20 protein-coding genes are annotated in these 16,166 nt (G+C 71.9%); 4 read left to right on the forward strand and 16 right to left on the reverse strand.

Features of this window, described 5'->3' with window-relative positions:
* Positions 1-94 precede the first annotated feature (94 nt).
* The 7 genes from TSO221_RS01195 to TSO221_RS01220 form a co-directional block, all read right to left on the reverse strand.
* Positions 95-820, reverse strand: coding sequence for a class I SAM-dependent methyltransferase (locus tag TSO221_RS01195; protein ID WP_109116658.1), 726 nt, complete (start codon positions 818-820; stop codon positions 95-97).
* Positions 817-1,371, reverse strand: coding sequence for an SCO family protein (locus tag TSO221_RS01200; protein WP_158283960.1), 555 nt, complete (start codon positions 1,369-1,371; stop codon positions 817-819). The genes TSO221_RS01195 and TSO221_RS01200 overlap by 4 nt, the downstream gene beginning before the upstream one ends.
* Positions 1,350-2,222, reverse strand: a complete 873-nt coding sequence (locus TSO221_RS01205; RefSeq protein WP_109116660.1) for a bile acid:sodium symporter family protein — start codon at positions 2,220-2,222, stop codon at positions 1,350-1,352. Before TSO221_RS01205 ends, TSO221_RS01200 begins: the two co-directional genes overlap by 22 nt.
* A 225-nt stretch (positions 2,223-2,447) precedes the next feature.
* Entirely contained in the window at positions 2,448-2,792 is a 345-nt protein-coding gene (locus TSO221_RS35255; RefSeq protein WP_158283961.1) for an HPF/RaiA family ribosome-associated protein, read from the reverse strand.
* Positions 2,793-2,983: 191 nt separating this feature from the next.
* Positions 2,984-3,520, reverse strand: a complete 537-nt coding sequence (gene hpt / locus TSO221_RS01215) for a hypoxanthine phosphoribosyltransferase (RefSeq protein WP_109116662.1) — start codon at positions 3,518-3,520, stop codon at positions 2,984-2,986.
* Between the two features lie 85 nt (positions 3,521-3,605).
* On the reverse strand, positions 3,606-3,767 hold the full coding sequence (locus tag TSO221_RS35260; RefSeq protein ID WP_158283962.1) for a hypothetical protein: 162 nt from the start codon (positions 3,765-3,767) through the stop codon (positions 3,606-3,608).
* A 196-nt stretch (positions 3,768-3,963) separates the two neighbouring features.
* Complete coding sequence (locus TSO221_RS01220; RefSeq protein WP_109116663.1) at positions 3,964-4,389, reverse strand: YbaN family protein; 426 nt, start codon at positions 4,387-4,389, stop codon at positions 3,964-3,966.
* A gap of 178 nt (positions 4,390-4,567) precedes the next feature.
* On the opposite strand from TSO221_RS01220, the gene TSO221_RS01225 reads away from it, so the two are divergent.
* Positions 4,568-5,125: a hypothetical protein gene (locus TSO221_RS01225; RefSeq protein WP_109116664.1), complete on the forward strand. Its 558-nt coding sequence runs from the start codon at positions 4,568-4,570 to the stop codon at positions 5,123-5,125.
* 54 nt (positions 5,126-5,179) lie between these two features.
* Here TSO221_RS01225 and TSO221_RS01230 read toward each other — a convergent pair whose 3' ends face one another.
* The 3 genes from TSO221_RS01230 to TSO221_RS01240 form a co-directional block, all read right to left on the reverse strand.
* On the reverse strand, positions 5,180-5,416 hold the full coding sequence (locus tag TSO221_RS01230; protein ID WP_146208667.1) for a DUF6455 family protein: 237 nt from the start codon (positions 5,414-5,416) through the stop codon (positions 5,180-5,182).
* Between the two features lie 101 nt (positions 5,417-5,517).
* Complete coding sequence (locus TSO221_RS01235; RefSeq protein WP_109116666.1) at positions 5,518-6,537, reverse strand: fumarylacetoacetate hydrolase family protein; 1,020 nt, start codon at positions 6,535-6,537, stop codon at positions 5,518-5,520.
* A 4-nt stretch (positions 6,538-6,541) separates the two neighbouring features.
* Positions 6,542-7,687, reverse strand: a complete 1,146-nt coding sequence (locus TSO221_RS01240; RefSeq protein ID WP_109116667.1) for a homogentisate 1,2-dioxygenase — start codon at positions 7,685-7,687, stop codon at positions 6,542-6,544.
* Between the two features lie 92 nt (positions 7,688-7,779).
* On the opposite strand from TSO221_RS01240, the gene TSO221_RS01245 reads away from it, so the two are divergent.
* From TSO221_RS01245 to TSO221_RS01255, 3 genes are all read left to right on the forward strand, one after another.
* Positions 7,780-8,283: a MarR family winged helix-turn-helix transcriptional regulator gene (locus tag TSO221_RS01245; RefSeq protein WP_109116668.1), complete on the forward strand. Its 504-nt coding sequence runs from the start codon at positions 7,780-7,782 to the stop codon at positions 8,281-8,283.
* 93 nt (positions 8,284-8,376) lie between these two features.
* Positions 8,377-9,018 (forward strand): maleylacetoacetate isomerase, encoded by a 642-nt coding sequence (maiA, locus tag TSO221_RS01250; protein WP_109116669.1) that lies wholly within the window; start codon positions 8,377-8,379, stop codon positions 9,016-9,018.
* A 164-nt stretch (positions 9,019-9,182) separates the two neighbouring features.
* Positions 9,183-10,364, forward strand: coding sequence for an FAD-binding oxidoreductase (locus TSO221_RS01255; protein ID WP_109116670.1), 1,182 nt, complete (start codon positions 9,183-9,185; stop codon positions 10,362-10,364).
* 92 nt (positions 10,365-10,456) lie between these two features.
* Here TSO221_RS01255 and TSO221_RS01260 read toward each other — a convergent pair whose 3' ends face one another.
* The 6 genes from TSO221_RS01260 to cheB form a co-directional block, all read right to left on the reverse strand.
* Entirely contained in the window at positions 10,457-10,795 is a 339-nt protein-coding gene (locus TSO221_RS01260) for a hypothetical protein (RefSeq protein ID WP_247877872.1), read from the reverse strand.
* A complete protein-coding gene (locus TSO221_RS01265; RefSeq protein ID WP_109116671.1) occupies positions 10,795-13,023 on the reverse strand; it encodes a chemotaxis protein CheA in 2,229 nt (742 codons plus the stop codon). The genes TSO221_RS01260 and TSO221_RS01265 overlap by 1 nt, the downstream gene beginning before the upstream one ends.
* Positions 13,020-13,418, reverse strand: coding sequence for a response regulator (locus TSO221_RS01270; RefSeq protein WP_109116672.1), 399 nt, complete (start codon positions 13,416-13,418; stop codon positions 13,020-13,022). The genes TSO221_RS01265 and TSO221_RS01270 overlap by 4 nt, the downstream gene beginning before the upstream one ends.
* Positions 13,415-14,296: a protein-glutamate O-methyltransferase CheR gene (locus tag TSO221_RS01275; RefSeq protein WP_109116673.1), complete on the reverse strand. Its 882-nt coding sequence runs from the start codon at positions 14,294-14,296 to the stop codon at positions 13,415-13,417. Before TSO221_RS01275 ends, TSO221_RS01270 begins: the two co-directional genes overlap by 4 nt.
* A 5-nt stretch (positions 14,297-14,301) precedes the next feature.
* Complete coding sequence (locus TSO221_RS01280) at positions 14,302-14,913, reverse strand: HEAT repeat domain-containing protein (protein WP_109116674.1); 612 nt, start codon at positions 14,911-14,913, stop codon at positions 14,302-14,304.
* A gap of 142 nt (positions 14,914-15,055) precedes the next feature.
* Complete coding sequence (gene cheB, locus TSO221_RS01285; RefSeq protein ID WP_109116675.1) at positions 15,056-16,156, reverse strand: chemotaxis-specific protein-glutamate methyltransferase CheB; 1,101 nt, start codon at positions 16,154-16,156, stop codon at positions 15,056-15,058.
* Positions 16,157-16,166 lie beyond the last annotated feature (10 nt).

Here is a 16,166-nt window from a genome sequence, read left to right on the forward strand (position 1 = left end):
CGCAAGTCGGGCGACCGCGCTCCGCCTACGATCGCCTTCGGCGCTCGTTGCCTATGGCACCGGCTCCACGCCCCCAGCGGGGATGGGGGAGGGCTTATGAGGGCTTTACCCCTTCATGGATGCAGGCGATGCCGAAGCTCAGGTTCCGGTAACGCACGTCCGCCAGCCCGGCCGCCTCGAACATCCCCTTGAAGGTCTCCTGGTCCGGGAAGCGGCGGATCGATTCCACGAGGTACACGTAGGCCTCGGGGTTGCGCGCCACCAGGGCGCCCAGCGCCGGGATCACCGCGTAGGAGAATGCCGTGTAGAAGGGGCGCAGCGGCGCCACCGGGCGCGAGAACTCCAGGCACAGCAGCCGGCCGCCGGGCTTCAGCACGCGCGCCATCTCGGCCAGCGCGCGGTCCAGGTGGGTGGCGTTGCGGATGCCGAAGGCGATGGTCACCGTGTCCACCGAGGCGTCGGCCAGCGGGATGTGCTCCGCCTCGCCGGCCAGCCACTCGATGCCCTGGGAACCGCGGGCGCGACCGGCGCTCATCATCGGAAGGCTCGGGTCGCAGACCGTCACGTGCCGAGCCGGGCCGGCGAGCAGGCGGGCGACATCGCCGGTGCCGCCAGCCACGTCGACGATCACCTGGCCCGAGCGCGGAGCCGCCATGCGGGCGAAGGTGCGCTTCCACAGGCGGTGGATGCCCATGCTCATCAGGTCGTTCATCAGGTCGTAGCGCGGCGCCACGGCGGTGAACACGCGGCGCACGCGGGCGCGCCGCTCGTCCGGCGAGACGGCCTGATAGCCGAAACTGGTGGACAGATCGAAGGTCATGCGCCGCCCCGGATGCGCTGGATGATCTTCTCGGCCAGCTTGTCCGGCGTCAGGCGGTGCGGCAGGCGGTCGAGCAGCTTTCCGTCCGGCCCGATCAGGAAGAAGGACGCGGTGTGGTCCATGGCGTAGGCGTCGGGATCCTCGGGGCGGACGACGACCTTGGCGTACTTCACCCGCATCTGCTTCGCAAAGTCGGCGATGGCCGGCTCGTCGCCGGTCAGCCCGATCAGGTGCTTGTGGAACAGCTCCACGTAGCCGGACAGCTGGGCCGGCGTGTCGCGCTGCGGATCGACCGTCACGAACGCGGCCCGCACCTTGTCGGCCTCCGGCCCCAGCGCGTCCAGCGTCGCCGCCATGGTCTGCAGACCGGTCGGGCAGACGTCCGGGCAGGCGGTGTAGCCGAAGGTGAGCAGCAGGAAGCGGCCGGCGAAATCGGCCTGCGTCACCGCGCGGCCGGTGTGGTCGGTCAGCGCGAAGCGCGGGCTGACGTCCTGCGCAAGGGCCGGCGACAGGCCGGCCAGCAGCACGATCAGGGCGAGGAAGGCACGCATACGGGGTCCCTCAGGCGGCGGCGGGCGAGCACGACGCCCACCGCGGTGACGTTCATGACCAGGGCGTACAGGATGGCCGGCACCACCATGACCGGGTTGCCCAGCAGCACGGCGCACACGGTGATCGCCGTCGCGGCGTTCCGCAAGCCGCATTCCAGCACGATGGCGGTGGCGCGGCGGTCGTCCAGCCGCATCAGCCGCGCCCACAGGAAGGCCAGCGCCATGATGCCGACGTTCAGCGCCGCGACCGCCGGGCCGACCTCGGCGCCGTACTCGATCATCTGCGGCGCCTGGCTCCAGAACGCACCGAGCACGATGGCGGCGAAGATCGCCACGGCGACGCGCCGCAGCGCGCCGGCCAGCCGCTCGGCGGGAGCGGGCCGGAACCGCCGCAGCAGCATGGCGGCGGCCAGCGGCAGCCCGGTGGTGAGCAGCACGCCGCCGAGCGTCGGCAGCACCGGGAGCGAGACCAAGCTGCCGCTGCCGAGGAACAGCGCGGTGGCGGCGCTGGTGATCAGCGGCAGGGTGAGCATGGACACGCTGTTGGTCACGGCGGTGACCGACACCGACAGCGCCACGTCGCCGCCGGCCAGCAGGGTGAGCAGGTTCGACGTTATGCCGGTGGGGCTGGCGGCCAGCACCATCAGCCCGACCGCGAACTCCGGCCGCAGCGGGTGGATGGAGAGGATCAGCAGCGCCAGCAGCGGCAGCAGCACGAGCTGGCTGCCGAGGCCGACCAGCATGGCGCGCGGCTGTTCGATCAGCCGCACGAAATCGGCCACGGTCAGGCGGAGCCCGACGGTGAACATGATGACGGCCAAGCCGATCGGGAGCAGCACCGCAATGGGCAACGGTCAGGACCTCCGGGCGGGAATACGGCGGAACGGCCGTATCCTGCCACGTGCGGCGGCGGCCAGGGTTGACGGTGGTCAAGTGGAGTTGCTCCTTCCCTCCCCCTGCGGAGCAGGGGGAGGGAAGGAGGGGGCAGCGGCCTTTCGGGCAGGCCGTAGCCCCCACCCTCCCGCGTTCCGCGGGTCCCTCCCTCCCCCTGCGGAGCAGGGGGAGGGGCAATCTTCCTAATCCGCGGCTTCCAGCGCCTCCACGGTGCGCTTGCGGGCGATCCAGTCGCTGAGCTGCCGCTGGGCGGCGTCGAAGGCGTCGCGGATGGCGGCGCGCGGGTCGGTGTGGGCGTGGCTGTCGTCGCCGCGGACCGCGATGCGGCCGCCGGGCACCGTCAGGTCGATGCGGACATGGTACATCCAGCCCTTGCGCTGGTCGTGGTGCGGCCGTTCGACCACCACGTCGCAGCGGGTAATGCCGTCGAAGACCTTCTCGAGCTTCGCGGCCTTCTCGCGGATCTTGGCCTCCAGGAATTCGGACGGGTGCAGGTTGCGGAAACTCACCTGAAGCGGCAGACGCATGATGCGGTCTCCTTGCTCGAACCCTCCGCCGGACGGAAGGGGGCGAAGCCGCGCGGGCACCGGTGCTCGTCGTGATCGGGTGCCGGCGGGGCGGCCCTCGCTTCGTCGCAACGACGGAACGATGTCAGTATGACTCAAGCCCGAGGCCTCGTCCATGCCGCCAAGTCCATAGGACCCGACGGCCTGCCGCGTCATCCGACCGCACCCACGAAGTCGAGGTAGCGGTACCCTTCGGCGTAGTCGATGCCGTAGCCGACGACGAACAGGTCGTCCACCGAGAAGCCGACGAACTCCACCGGCACCGGCACCACGCGGCGGCTCGGCTTGTCGAGCAGCGCGCAGATGCGCACCTCGGCGGCACCGGCCTCCTCCATCAGGCGCACCGCGGCGTTCAGCGAGCGGCCGGAGTCCGCGATGTCGTCCACCAGCAGGATGCGGCGCCCGGCCAGCCCCTCCGGCACGTCGCCGATGATGCGCACGATGCCCGAGCTTTCCTTGCCCGCGCCGTAGCTGGCAAGGCGCAGGAAGTCCACCTGCGGCGTCATGCCGGCGCGGCCCAGCGCCCGCACGAGATCGGCGGCGAAGATGAAGCTGCCCTTCAGCAGCACCATGACCGTCACGTCGCCGGGCATGGCGGCGGCGATCTCCGCCGCCATCCCGTCGATGCGGCGGGCGATGGTCGGAGCGTCGAACAGGGGCGTGACGGGGGCGGTCTCGGGCGTCGGCATGGCACTCTCCGGCCGGGCGTGAAGGCGCCCGTTGTGCCGAAGCCCGACCCTCCCTGTCAATCGGACCCTGTCGACCGGGGTGCGATCACCCCTCCGGCGCGCCGGGGTCGTGGTGCAGCTTGTGGCGCGCGTCCTCGATGACCGAGGCGAGGTCGTCGCGGCTCAGGCCGTCGCCGTTCAGAAGGATGTCGATGATGGGATCGTCCAGCAGCTCGGCCAGCGTGGCCGCTTGGTCGCCTTGCGTCATGGCGTTTCCTCCCCATGGAGTCCGATGGGGTTGGGCGCCCGAGACCGGGGTCTCTCCCGTTTTTGTGCTGATCTTGCCCCGGCCGTCCGGCGGGCGCCCCACCGAACCACAGCACGGTAGCGTACAAAGCGGGCGTGACCAAAGCGTGCCACGGTGCGTCACGGTGCCGCGCGCAAGAATCGTTCCAAGAAAGACCCTACTCTGCGGAGGTTCTTTCGGGCGTCGGCCGGGTGACGACATAGACCGCGACCGCCGCCATGACCACGCCGGCGATCACCGGCACGGTCGGCCGCTCCGCCCCATAGGCCACCAGACACCAGCTGCCGGCCATGCCGGCCACCGCCGCCGCCTTGGCGCGCCGGGGGATGGCGCCGCGGTCGCGCCAGTCGGTCAGGAACGGGCCGAAGCGCGGGTGGCGGTACAGCCATGCTTCCAGGCGCGGGCTGCCCTTGGCGAAGGCCCAGGCGGCGACCAGCAGGAACGGCGTGGTCGGCAGCAGCGGCAGCACCACGCCGGCCGCCGCCAGCCCCAGCGCCGCATAGCCGATGCCGAGGTACGCCCAGCGCCAGGGGTGGCGCAGGTCGGGTCCGCCGCTCCGGCTATCGCTTTCCTGCTCGGTCATGTGGGCCTTCTGCGCTTCGCCGCTGTTTATATGTCCCATGTTCGGCAATCCGGCGAGGCTTATCCGGCCGAGCATCATCGAAAGTGGTTCACCCGCATGAAGACGTTGCTGGGTGAAAATCCCGCGCCACCTCAGTCTTGCGAACGGGTCCTTTCGAGTGCGGCGGAGGCTGACCGGCATGCTGTTCGAATTCGAGCCCTCGGGCGTCAACGACACCTATCTGCGCATCACGCGCAACGCGGTCTCGTGCATCCTGGCACCGGCGGACGCCTGGAACGGGCTGGTCCGCCTGAACTACGTCGTCGCCGGCACCATCGGCGGCCGCGAGCCGCACGTCATCTTCCGCTCGCTGGACGTGGGCTGGGACGACGGGCGCTTCTACTGGAAGGGCAAGGCGACGCCGGTGGTGGTCTCCACCGCCATGGTGGACGTGCTGAACGACCGCGGCCTGCTCAGCGACGACGAGGCGGAGCGGCTGGTCTTCGGCACGCCGGGCGCCGTGGCGGCCGGCGGCGGCTCGGACGAGGGGCTGATGCTGCGCGCCATGCTGGCGGGCTGCACCTTCGCGCCGGTCTACGACACCAAGCCGGGGATCTTCGACGGCACCCCGCCGAAGGTGACGGGCTTCGCGCTGAAGACGCTCAACGCGTCGGACGTGCACGTGCTGGAGGCGCGCAACGGCCTGCCGGTGCTGTCCACCGAGGCGCGCGACGCGCTGAAGCGCGAGGTGGGCTGAACTGAGCCGGTCTGCCCCCTCTCCCCAACCCCTCCCCCGCCAGGGGGGAGGGGCTTAGCCCGCCAGCCGTTCGAACAGCTCGGCGTTCGGGCAGAAGTCGCGGTGCGCGGTGTCGGCGGCCGGACGGCCCAGCCATGCGGTGCAGGTCTCGACGGTGCGGCACTGGCTGCACCGCCGCGCCGCCCGGGCGATCATCAGACCCAGGCCGCAGCCGTACGCTGCCTCGCTGTCGACGCCGAGGCGGCGCATCATGCGCGGCATGTTCAGCGCGCGCTGCTCGATCTGGTCCACGCGGGCCTCCATCCTTCGGTCCCTGGCGCAGCGTATACTCGCCTCCCGTGTGTTTCCCCGTGCGGCATTGCGCCTCATGCCACCATTTCGCCCCCGCCCCGTCACCGCCGCCCGTACGGCATCACCGTCTGGTCGATCGCCCCGAAGATGCTGCGCCCTTGCGCGTCCATCATCTCGATGCGCACGCGGTCGCCGAAGCGCAGGAAGGGCGTCGCCGGCTTGCCGTCCAGGATGGTCTCCACCGTCCGCACCTCGGCGAGGCAGGAATAGCCGACGCCGCCCTGGTCGATGGGCTTGCCCGGCCCGCCGTCCAGCCTGTTGGACACGGTGCCGGAGCCGACCACCGTCCCCGCGCCCAGGTGCCGCGTCGCCGCGGCGTGGGCGATCAGGCGGGCGAAGTCGAAGGTCATGTCCACCCCGGCCTCCGGCCGGCCGAACTCCCGCCCGTTGATCCAGGACAGCAGCGGCCGATGCACCGTGTGGTCCCGCCACGCGTCGCCCAGTTCGTCCGGCGTCACCGCGACGGGGGAGAAGCTGCTGGCCGGCTTCGACTGGAGGAAGCCGAAGCCCTTCGCCAGCTCCGCCGGGATCAGGCCGCGCAGGCTGACGTCGTTGACCAGCATCAGCAATTTGATGTGCCGCCCGGCCGCCTCCGGCGTCACCGCCATCGGCACGTCGTCGGTGATCACGGCGATCTCGGCCTCCAGGTCGATGCCGTGGTCTTCCGAGATGGCCTCGATGGGGTCGCACGGGCCGATGAAGCGGTCCGAACCGCCCTGGTACATCAGCGGATCGGTCCAGAAGCTCGGCGGCATCTCGGCGCCGCGGGCCTTGCGCACCAACTCCACGTGGTTGACGTAGGCCGAGCCGTCGCACCACTGATACGCCCGCGGCAGCGGGGCGGCGCATGTCGCCGGGTCGAACGGCACGGCGCCCTCCCCGTGCCCGGCCTCCAGCCGCTCGGCGATGATGCGCAGCGCCGGTTCGGTCTCCTCCCAGCGGTCGAGCGCGGATTGCAGGGTCTCGGCGATCTCCGGCACCGCCACGGCGCGGGTCAGGTCGCGGGAGACGACGACGAGGGTGCCGTCACGGCCGCCGGCCTTCAGGGACGCGAGCTTCATCGGGTCACTCCGCCGCCTTCGGGGGAGCCGGCGTCTTCCACGAGTCCACGTAGCCGGCGAACTCGACGCCGGCCGCCGCCTCGCCGACCTCCAGCGCGTCGCGGGCGTCGAGCATCACCGCGTACTCGTCGGTGGCCGGCTTCTTCGGCGTGAAGGCGTTGTTCAGCGCCTTCGGGTGCGGGCCGTGGGTGAAGCCGCAGGGGTGGAAGGTCACCATCCCCGGATGGATGTTGTCGCGCGAGAAGAAGTCGCCGGCGTGGTAGAACAGCACTTCGTCGAAGTCGTCGTTGTTGTGGTAGAACGGCACCTTCAGCGCCCCTGGATCGCTCTCGAACGGGCGCGGCGCGAAGGTGCAGACGACGAAGCGGTCGGCCACCCAGGTGGTGTGCGCGCTGGGCGGCAGGTGGTAGCGGTGGCTCATCACCGGCCGGATGTCCGCGACGTTCACCCGCACGACGCTGAGGTCGCCCTTCCACCCCACCGCGTCCAGCGGGTTGAACGGGTAGGTCACGGTGGTGACGGCGTTGCGGCGCTTGATGCGCACGGTCCACTCGGCCTCGTCCTGCTGCGCCCGGAAGGCGTCGTCGAGCTGCGGCACGTCGAGCACCGCCGGGTCGAAGATGGCGTGCGGGCCGAGCATGCCCTTCTCCGGCAGGCGGTAGGTGGAATTGGTCGCCTCGATCAACAGCGCGGTCACCGGCTCCGCACACTCGATCCGCCACATGGTCGAGCGCGGCAGCACGATGTAGTCGCCGGCGCGGAACTCCAGGTGGCCGTAGTCGCAGAACAGGTCGCCGCGGCCGGTGTGGATGAACAGCAACTCGTCGCCGTCGCCGTTGCGCGCCAGATGGTCCATCCGCTGGGGCGACCGCCACAACCGCATGCGCAGGTGCGCGTTGTGCAGCACGAGGGCGGCGTCCCACGGGCTGGGGTGCTCCCCGTTCAGCCTGGTCAGGTCGAAGGCGCGCGGCTTCAGCGGGCCGTTCCAGTTGGTCCAGCCGGTCGGCGGGTGGCGGTGGTACATGTGGGTCGCCGGGCCGAAGAAACCCTCCTTGCCCAGCTCGCGCTCGAACGTGCCGGGCGGCAGGTCGGCGTGCGCCTGGCGCGACGCGCTGCCCTCGACGCGCGGGAATTGGATGTAGCTCTTCACGGTTCCCCTCCCATGGCCCCGTTTACCGGGGCTTGACGCTGCATGCTCCCTCAGTAGGATTGTTTCAAACGAAACCGTTCGCAAGCCCCCCAATGGCGCAGATCACCGATGAGCCCGTCGCGGACGAGGAGAACGACGCCCTCGAACTGGGCCGCTTCCTGCCCTACCGCCTGTCGGTGGTGTCGAACCTGGTGAGCAAGGCGTTCGCCCGCCGCTACGAGGCGGCGTTCGGGCTGTCCATCCCGGAATGGCGGGTGATGGCGGTGCTGGGGCGCTACGCCCCGGCCTCCTCGGCGGACATCTGCGCGCGCACCGCGATGGACAAGGCGAAGGTCAGCCGCGCGGTGGCCCGGCTGGTGGCGGGCGGGCTGGTCAGCCGCAAGGACAACCCGCTCGACCAGCGGCAGAACGTGCTGGCGCTGTCGAGGAAGGGCCGCGGCGTCTACCAGCAGATCGTCCCGCTCGCCCGCGCCATGGAACGTGAGGTGCTGGAGACGCTGTCGGCCGACGAGGTGCGGCAACTGGACACGCTGCTGACCAAGCTGCACGCACGGGCCGAGGCGATGGCGCCGGGCGGCGGCGAGGGGGTGGACTGACCGCCCGACCAACAGTCCGTCTTGACAGCGGCCGGGCGCCGCCCGCTTCATCCGGACCCGACCGCCCGATCCCACTTTGACGCGTGGTGCACCATGAAGCTGTACGGTTACTTCCGCTCCTCCGCCGCCTACCGGGTGCGCATCGCGCTGAACCTCAAGGGTCTGGCGCCCGAACACGCCTTCGTCCACCTGCGCAAGGGCGAGCAGCAGGCGGCCGCCTACGCCGCGCTCAACCCGCAGAAGTTCGTGCCCGCTCTGGAGACCGACGACGGCGCGCTGCTCACCCAGTCGCTGGCGATCGTCGAGTACCTGGACGAGGTGCACCCCCACCCCGCCCTGCTGCCCGCCGACCCCGCCGACCGCGCGCGGGTGCGGGCCATCGCGCTGGCCGTCGCCTGCGACATCCACCCGCTGAACAACCTGCGCGTCCTCAAGCACCTGGGCAAGGCGCTGGGCCTGGACGAGGAGGCACGCAACGCCTGGTACCGCCATTGGATCGCCGAGGGCTTCGACGCGCTGGAGGCGATGCTGGCGAACGACCCGCGCACCGGCCGTTTCTGCCACGGCGACCAGCCGACGCTGGCGGACGTCTTCCTGGTGCCGCAGGTGTCCAACGCCGAGCGGTTCGACTGCGACCTGACGCCCTACCCGACCGTCGTGCGCATCGCCGCCGCGGCGCGCGCCCTGCCGGCCTTCGCCGACGCCGCCCCCGAACGCCAGCCGGACGCCGAATAGACCTCGCTTCGGAGGGAATGAACCACAGAGACACAGAGATTGGTTTTCCCTGTGCCCCTCCGTGTCTCTGTGCCTCTGTGTTTTCCGTCCCAACCCGAGGATGTTGCGCCGGCTTGACGCCGCGCCCCCGCTCTGGCCCGATGGCGCCAGGAGGATTCCGGGACATGGTTCAACGCGTCGACGTGGTGATCGTCGGCGGCGGCGTGATGGGGTGCGCCACCGCCTATTTCCTGGCAAACGACCCCGGCTTCCGCGGCAGCGTCGCCGTGGTCGAACGCGACCCGTCCTACGCGACGGCCAGCTCGGCACTGTCGGCCAGTTCGATCCGGCAGCAGTTTTCGACGCCCGCCAACATCGCGCTGTCGCGCTTCGGGCTGGAGTTCCTGCGCAACGTGACCGCGCTGCTGTCGGTGGACGGCGACGCGGTCGACCTCGGCCTGCGCACGCCCGGCTACCTCTACCTCGCCACCGCGGCGGGCGAACCGGTCCTGCGCGGGAACCACGCCATCCAGCGCGCCTGCGACGTGCCGGTGGCGCTGCTGACCCCGGATGAACTGGTCGCCCGCTTCCCGTGGCTGAGCACCGGGGGGATCGTCCTCGGCTCGCTGGGCCTGGAGGGGAGCGAGGGCTGGTTCGACGGCTACGGCCTGATGCAGGCGTTCCGCCGCAAGGCGAAGGCGCTGGGCGTCACCTTCCTGACCGGCGAGGCGGCGGGCATGGAGGTGCGCGGCCGCCACGTCGCGTCGGTGAGCCTCGCGGACGGCACGCGGCTGGAGTGCGGCACGGTGGTGAACGCCGGCGGCCCGCGGGCGCGCTCGGTGGCGGCGCTGGCGGGAGTGGAACTGCCGGTGTCGGCACGCAAGCGCTGCGTCTTCGTCTTCGACTGCCGGCAGGAGCTGCCCGGCTGCCCGCTGGTCATCGACCCGTCGGGCGTGTGGTTCCGGCCAGAGGGCAGGACCTTCATCTGCGGTGCCCCGCCGCCGCCGGACCGCGACCCCGACACCTTGGACCTCACCGTCGAGCACGACCTGTTCGACGATCACCTGTGGCCGGCGCTAGCCGGGCGCGTGCCTGCCTTCGAGGCGGTCAAGGTGACCGGCGCCTGGGCCGGGCACTACGAGTACAACGACGTCGACCAGAACGCGATCATCGGCCCGCACCCGGAAGTGACCAACCTGCTGTTCGCCAACGGCTTCAGCGGACACGGCCTGCAGCAGGCGCCGGGGGTGGGGCGCGGCCTGGCGGAGCGGATCGTGTACGGGGAGTACCGCACGCTGGACCTGACGCCGTTCCGGTACGAGCGGCTGGCGGAGGGGAAGCCGCTGCGGGAACTGAACGTGATTTGAGGTGGGCATGCGGGCCCTCCCCCAGCCCCGCTGGGGGAGGGTTGGGTGGGGGCAACGGCTTCGCGGAAAGGCCGCTGCCCCCACCCTTCCCGCTATGCGGGCCCCTTCCATCGGTCGCCCGCAAGTCGGGCGACCGCGCTCCGCCTACGATCGCCTCCGGCGCTCGTTGCCTTCGGCACCGGCTCCACGCCCCCGCCGGAGGCGAGGGAGGGAGAAATCCACCTCGCCAGGAACTCGTCCTCCGGCGGGACATCCACCGGCCGCCGCGCCGCCATCAGCACCTGCAACAGCGCGGTGTGCAGCTCCGTGCACGGCCCCAGGTCCAGGCGCGCGTCCGGCGTCGCCAGCAGCCAGTCGCTGAGCGGCAGCGCCTCCTCCACGCCGCACAGGCCCTCGAAGCGGGCAACCACGCCGTCGTAGCGGACCGGCATCACAGCAGCTCCCTCAGGTTGATCACCGGCAGCAGCCGGCCGTCGGACAGCTCCGCCGTGCCGCTGTAGCCGCGCAACGTGGCCAGCACGCCCGACAGCGGCTTCAGCACCGCGTCGAGCCGGTCGCGGATGCCGTCCACCACCAGCCCGATCGGCTCGCGGTCGAGGCGCAGCACCAGCACGGTGACGGTCCCGCCCCCGCCCTCGCCGTCCGGCAGCGCCAGCAGCCGGCGCAGGCGGAACACCGGAATCAGCTGGCCGCGCAGCACCACGCTCTCCGCGTGCTTGACCCGCCGGATGTCCGTGGCCGGCACCTTCGCCACCTCCGCCACCGCCGAGGTCGGGACACCGAACAGGCCGTCCGCCGCCTCCACCACCATCACCGGGGTGATGACCATGGTCAGCGGCAGGACCAGCCGCACCCGCGTGCCCCGCCCCAGCTCCGAGGCGATCTCCACCCGCCCGCCGGCCAGCCCCACCGCGGTGCGCACCGCGTCCATGCCGACACCGCGGCCGGAGACGTCGGTCACCGCCCTGGCGGTGCTGACGCCGGGCAGCAGGATCAGCGGCAGCGCCTCGGCGTCGGACAGCGCGGCGGCGCGCGCGGCGTCGATCACGCCGTTCTCCACCGCCTTGCGCCGCACCGCCGCGGCGTCGATGCCGCCGCCGTCGTCGGCGATCTCGATGACGACGCTGTCCTTGTCCTGGCGGGCGTCGATGCGGATGGTGCCCGCCTCCGGCTTGCCGGCGGCTGCGCGGCGCTCCGGCGCCTCGATGCCGTGGTCCACCGCGTTACGGACGAGGTGGATCAGCGGCTCGCCCAGCACGTCCAGCACATCCTTGTCGGCTTCGGTGCGCTCGCCGCCGACCAGCAGGTCGATCCGCTTGCCGAGCCGCTGGGCGAGGTCGCGGACCATGCGCGGCAGCGGCTGCAGCACCGTCGCCAGCGGCAGCATGCGCAGCCGCAGCACGGCGTTCTGCAACTCGTCGGACAGGCCGTCGATGGTGTCGGCGACCTCGCGCAGGGTGCGCGCCAGCGCGCGGTCGCCCTCGGCCTGGCGGACCAGCGGCGGCAGCCGGTTCTTCGCCACCGCCAGTTCGCCGACCAGCGCCAGCAGGCGGTCCACCCGCTCCGGCTCGACGCGCAGCGCGCGGCGGGCGGCGCGGGGTTCGGCGTGTTCGTTCAGCTTGGCCTCGGTCGCCTCGGCGGCCACCGCGGCGAGCAGCGTGGCGAGGTGGTTGGCCAGCGGCCCCGGCCGCCCGACCGCGCGCGCCGACGCCGCGGCGGCCTGCACCGCCGCCCCCTCGGCCGCGCGGCCCAGCGCCGTCAGCACGTTGAGCGCCGTCCGCTCCACCGAGGCGAACCGCCCCTCCAGCTCCCCCGGCGCGGCGTCGAGCGCCAGGATGCGCCGCTGCTCGCCGAGGATCGCCTCGGCCATCGCTGCGGCGCCCGGGGCCGGGGCGGCGGGCGGCGGCGCGGGGGCGGGGCCGACGAGGTCGGCGGGCACCGGGGCGACGCGCACCTGATCGGGCGCGGTGCGGAACACCGGCGCCACGTCGCCGGCCGGCGCGGCGCTGACCGCGCGGAAGCGCAGCCGGCAGCGATAGGGGTCGAGCGCCGCAAGGTCCGGCAGCGGTTCCGCCGCCTCGACGCGCAGCAGCACGAGGCGCGGGATGCGCCGGCACAGCGCCAGCGGATCGTCACCGTTGAAGAAGCACTCCGGGTCGGGATCGTAGGCGACGGCGGTCAGCGACGGCCCGGCGGCGCGCAGCGCCTCGCGCTCCTCGCGCGACAGGTCGCGCAGCCAGCCGAACGCGTCCGGCAGGGCGGTCTCCGGCGCCGCCTCGCCGGGCGCGGCGCGCAGGCGTTCCTCCAGCACGCGGGCCCGCTCGCCGGCGTCGGCGGGCAGGCCGCGGTGCTCGGCGATGTGGTCGATCCAGCGCGAACTCTGGTCGGCCACCGCGAACAGCCGGTCGATGAGGTCCGCCGTCGCCGCCACATCGCCGGACCGCACGGAGGCCAGCAAATCCTCCGCCGCGTGGACGAGGTGGGTGAAGGCCGGCCAGTCGAACAGCGCCGTGCCACCCTTCAGCGTGTGGAAGGCGCGGAACAGCTCGTTGATCGCCGCCTTGTCCTCCAGGCTGCGCTCCAGCCGCAGCAGCCCGGCGCCGATGCCGTCCAGCAGCTCGCGCGATTCGACGAGGAACTGGTCGAACAGCTCGCTCACGAGGCACCCCCGGCCACCGGGCGCCCGGTCAGCAGCCGCGCCGACAGGGTCAGCGCGTCGGGGCGCGCCGGCTTCACCAGATACCAGTTGGCGCCGGAGGCCAGCGCCTTCTGGCGGTCGGACTCCTTCGCCTCCGTGCTGACCATCAGGGCGGGGATGGCGCGCAGGCTCTCCTCGCGGCGCACGGCGCGCAGCATGGCGTAGCCGTCCATCTTCGGCATGTTGACGTCCACCAGCAGCAGGTCGGGCGGGTCGAGCAGCGCGCGCTCCAGCCCCTCGATGCCGTTGACCGCCTCCTCCACCGTGAAGCCGTCGGCCTCCAGCACCTGGCGCGTGTAGGCGCGCACGGTGACGGCGTCGTCCACCACCAGGACCCGGCGGGTCGCCTCGCTCATGCCTGCCTCCCCTCCTGGTGGCCCTTCTGGTAGACGATCGCCTCCGGGAACCGGCGTGGCACGTACAGCGACGACATGCGGGCCATGCTCTCCGAGTGGCCGAGGAAGACGAAGCCGCCCGGCGCCAGCGCGTCCCAGAACCCCGCGGCGGCCTCGCGCCGTCCGAGATCGTCGAAATATATCAGCATGTTCCGGCAGAAGATGACATCGAGATCGCGGAAGCGCCCCATCTGATCCGGATCCCGCAGGTTGAGGTGCGAGAAGTCGATGGACTCGCGCAGGTCCTGCATGATGCGCCAGCGGCCCGGCGCCTCCAGCGTGAAGTACTTCGACACGAGGTGCGGCGGGAGGAATTGCAAGGAGCGCTCCTCGTACAGCCCGGCGCGGGCGGCGTCGAGCACGCGGCTGTCGATGTCGGAGGCGTGCAGCTCGATCTCGAACTCATCCACCCGCTTCCAGAACTCCAGCAGCATGATGGCGATGGAGTACGGCTCCTCGCCGGTCGAGCAGCCGGCCGACCAGATGCGGATGCGGTCGCCCGGCTTGCGGTCGCGCACGATCTCGTCCAGCGTCGAGTTCACCAGACAGTCGAACTGGTACTTCTCGCGGAAGAAGTACGTCTCGTTGACCGTCATCAGGTTGACGAGCCGCTGCAGCTCCTCGCCCGACGCCTGGAAGCGCAGCAGGGTCAGGTAGTCGCGGAAGTCGCCGGCGCCGACCGCGGCCATGCGATCGACCACGCGGCGCTCGACGTAGTAGCGCTTGTTCTCCCCGAACGACAGACCGGTGCGCTGGCGCAGGAAGTCGCACAGCAATTCGTAATCCTCCGGCGAGGCACCGGAGGACGGCTTCTTTCCCTTGGCGTCGCGCGGCGCCAACCGGCTCAACCCTGCGCGAAGCGGCGGTGCGCCGCGTCCACCGAGAAGGCGACGACCGGGTCGTCCGGAAAACGCGCCTTCAGCCGGTCGAGCGCCGGCAGCGCCTCCGGCCGCCCGGCCTCGACCACGCCCTCGACGGCGGCGAGACAGACGTTGACGTGCGGCTCGTGGTCCAGAACGGCGGTCAGGCGGGCCATGCGTTCGGGGTGCGGCAGCTTGGCGACGAGCTGCACGGTGAAGATGCGCACGTCGGAATCCTCGTGCGCCAGCAGCGCCCCCACGTGCGGCAGCACGAGGTCGGGTGGCATCTGCTGCAAGGTCTCGATGGCGGCGTTGCGCAGGCCGGCGTCCTCGCTCTCCAGGAACGGCAGCAGGCCGGGGACGGCGTCCGGCGGGTGGCCGTGCAGCAGCGCGGTGAGGATCGCCTCGCGCACGCTCAGGTCGTCCTCGCGCGCGAGGCGGGCGCACAGCGCCGCCGCGGCGCCCGGACGGGAGGCGAGCTGGTGCGCCGCGCGGCGGCGGGCGGCGGGATCGCGGCTCTCCAGCAGCTCCAGCGGGTCGCCGGAGGGCGGCGGCGCGGTGCCGGCGGAGTCCTTCCTGGCCTTGATCAGTCCCATGGAAGCCAATCCCTTTCCTTCTTCGTCATCCCCGCGAAGGCGGGGATCCAGCGCTCGCGTCCGCGAGCCAGATGACTCATATCGCCCCTGCCGGGGCTCTTCCTGGATCCCCGCCTTCGCGGGGATGACGGTAAAAAATGCACTAGCCGCGGGCGGCCGGCTTCAACCACCGCACCAGCTGTCCCGCCACCTGCTCGGCCGGCAGCACCACGTCGGCGCCACCGCGGCGGATCAGGTCGGCGGGCATGCCGAAGACCACGGCGCTCGCCTCCGATTCCGCGATGGTCCGGCCGCCGCGGGCGTGCATCCCGGCCATCGAGGCGCCGCCGTCCACCCCCATGCCGGTCAGCAGGACGCCGACCAGCCGGGACGGCTCGACGTGCTGCACCGCGCTCTCCACCAGGCGGTCCACACTCGGGTGCCAGGGCCGCGCCGGGTCGGCCGGCACCGGCTGCACCACCAGCCGGCCGGCGCGCCGCGTCAGCACGGCGTCGGCGCCGCCGCGGGCGATGCAGACCATGCCGGGCTCCAGTGCCGTCGGCTGCGCCGCCTCGACCACCTTCAGGGCGCTGATGTCGTCGAGCCGGCGCGCCAGCGTGGCGGTGAAGGTCGGCGGCATGTGCTGCGCCACCACCAGCGGCCAGGGAACGTCCGCCGGCAGCTGGGGAATGATCTCCTCCAGCGTGCTGGGGCCGCCGGTGGACACGCCGACCAGCACCACCCCCGGACCGGCAGCGTCGGGCGGCGTCTCCGCCGGTTCGCCGGGCCGGGGGACCGCGGGCGACGGCAGTTCGCGGTCGCCGACGATGCTGGCCCTGGTGCGTTGCAGGCGCTCGCGCAGGCCGTGTGCGCGGCGCAGCCTGGCGCCGGCCGCGCCCTGGACGATGCGCACCAGCTCGCCGGCCATGCGGCGCAGGCCGACGCCGGCCACGCCCTGCTTGTGCACCACCTCCACCGCGCCCAGGCGCAGCGCCTCCATGCTGGTCTCGGCGCCGGCGTCGGTGAGGGCGGAGATCATCACCACCGGGCGCGGGCTCTCGGCCATGATGCGCTTCAGGCAGGACAGACCGTCCATCTCCGGCATGGCGACGTCGAGCGTCACCACGTCCGGCTGGAAGCGTGCCACCAGCTCCAGCGCTTCGGTGCCGTTGCGGGCGGTCTCCACCCGCATGCCGGCGGTGGTGAGAATGTCGGTGAGCTGGCGGCGCATCAGCGCCGAATCGTCCACCACGAGCACCTTCATGCCGGACTCC

This window comes from Azospirillum sp. TSO22-1 (assembly GCF_003116015.1).
Classification (GTDB): Bacteria; Pseudomonadota; Alphaproteobacteria; order Azospirillales; family Azospirillaceae; genus Azospirillum.

Excerpts from the sequence above, each read along its gene's own strand:
- TSO221_RS01195 (WP_109116658.1), bottom strand. The coding sequence starts at position 820 with ATGACCTTCGATCTGTCCACCAGTTTCGGCTATCAGGCCGTCTCGCCG.
- TSO221_RS01200 (WP_158283960.1), bottom strand. The coding sequence starts at position 1,371 with ATGCGTGCCTTCCTCGCCCTGATCGTGCTGCTGGCCGGCCTGTCGCCG.
- TSO221_RS35255 (WP_158283961.1), bottom strand. The coding sequence starts at position 2,792 with ATGCGTCTGCCGCTTCAGGTGAGTTTCCGCAACCTGCACCCGTCCGAA.
- hpt (WP_109116662.1), bottom strand. The coding sequence starts at position 3,520 with ATGCCGACGCCCGAGACCGCCCCCGTCACGCCCCTGTTCGACGCTCCG.
- TSO221_RS35260 (WP_158283962.1), bottom strand. The coding sequence starts at position 3,767 with ATGACGCAAGGCGACCAAGCGGCCACGCTGGCCGAGCTGCTGGACGAT.
- TSO221_RS01220 (WP_109116663.1), bottom strand. The coding sequence starts at position 4,389 with ATGACCGAGCAGGAAAGCGATAGCCGGAGCGGCGGACCCGACCTGCGC.
- TSO221_RS01225 (WP_109116664.1), top strand. The coding sequence starts at position 4,568 with ATGCTGTTCGAATTCGAGCCCTCGGGCGTCAACGACACCTATCTGCGC.
- TSO221_RS01235 (WP_109116666.1), bottom strand. The coding sequence starts at position 6,537 with ATGAAGCTCGCGTCCCTGAAGGCCGGCGGCCGTGACGGCACCCTCGTC.
- TSO221_RS01245 (WP_109116668.1), top strand. The coding sequence starts at position 7,780 with ATGGCGCAGATCACCGATGAGCCCGTCGCGGACGAGGAGAACGACGCC.
- maiA (WP_109116669.1), top strand. The coding sequence starts at position 8,377 with ATGAAGCTGTACGGTTACTTCCGCTCCTCCGCCGCCTACCGGGTGCGC.
- TSO221_RS01255 (WP_109116670.1), top strand. The coding sequence starts at position 9,183 with ATGGTTCAACGCGTCGACGTGGTGATCGTCGGCGGCGGCGTGATGGGG.
- TSO221_RS01260 (WP_247877872.1), bottom strand. The coding sequence starts at position 10,795 with ATGCCGGTCCGCTACGACGGCGTGGTTGCCCGCTTCGAGGGCCTGTGC.
- TSO221_RS01270 (WP_109116672.1), bottom strand. The coding sequence starts at position 13,418 with ATGAGCGAGGCGACCCGCCGGGTCCTGGTGGTGGACGACGCCGTCACC.
- TSO221_RS01280 (WP_109116674.1), bottom strand. The coding sequence starts at position 14,913 with ATGGGACTGATCAAGGCCAGGAAGGACTCCGCCGGCACCGCGCCGCCG.
- cheB (WP_109116675.1), bottom strand. The coding sequence starts at position 16,156 with ATGAAGGTGCTCGTGGTGGACGATTCGGCGCTGATGCGCCGCCAGCTC.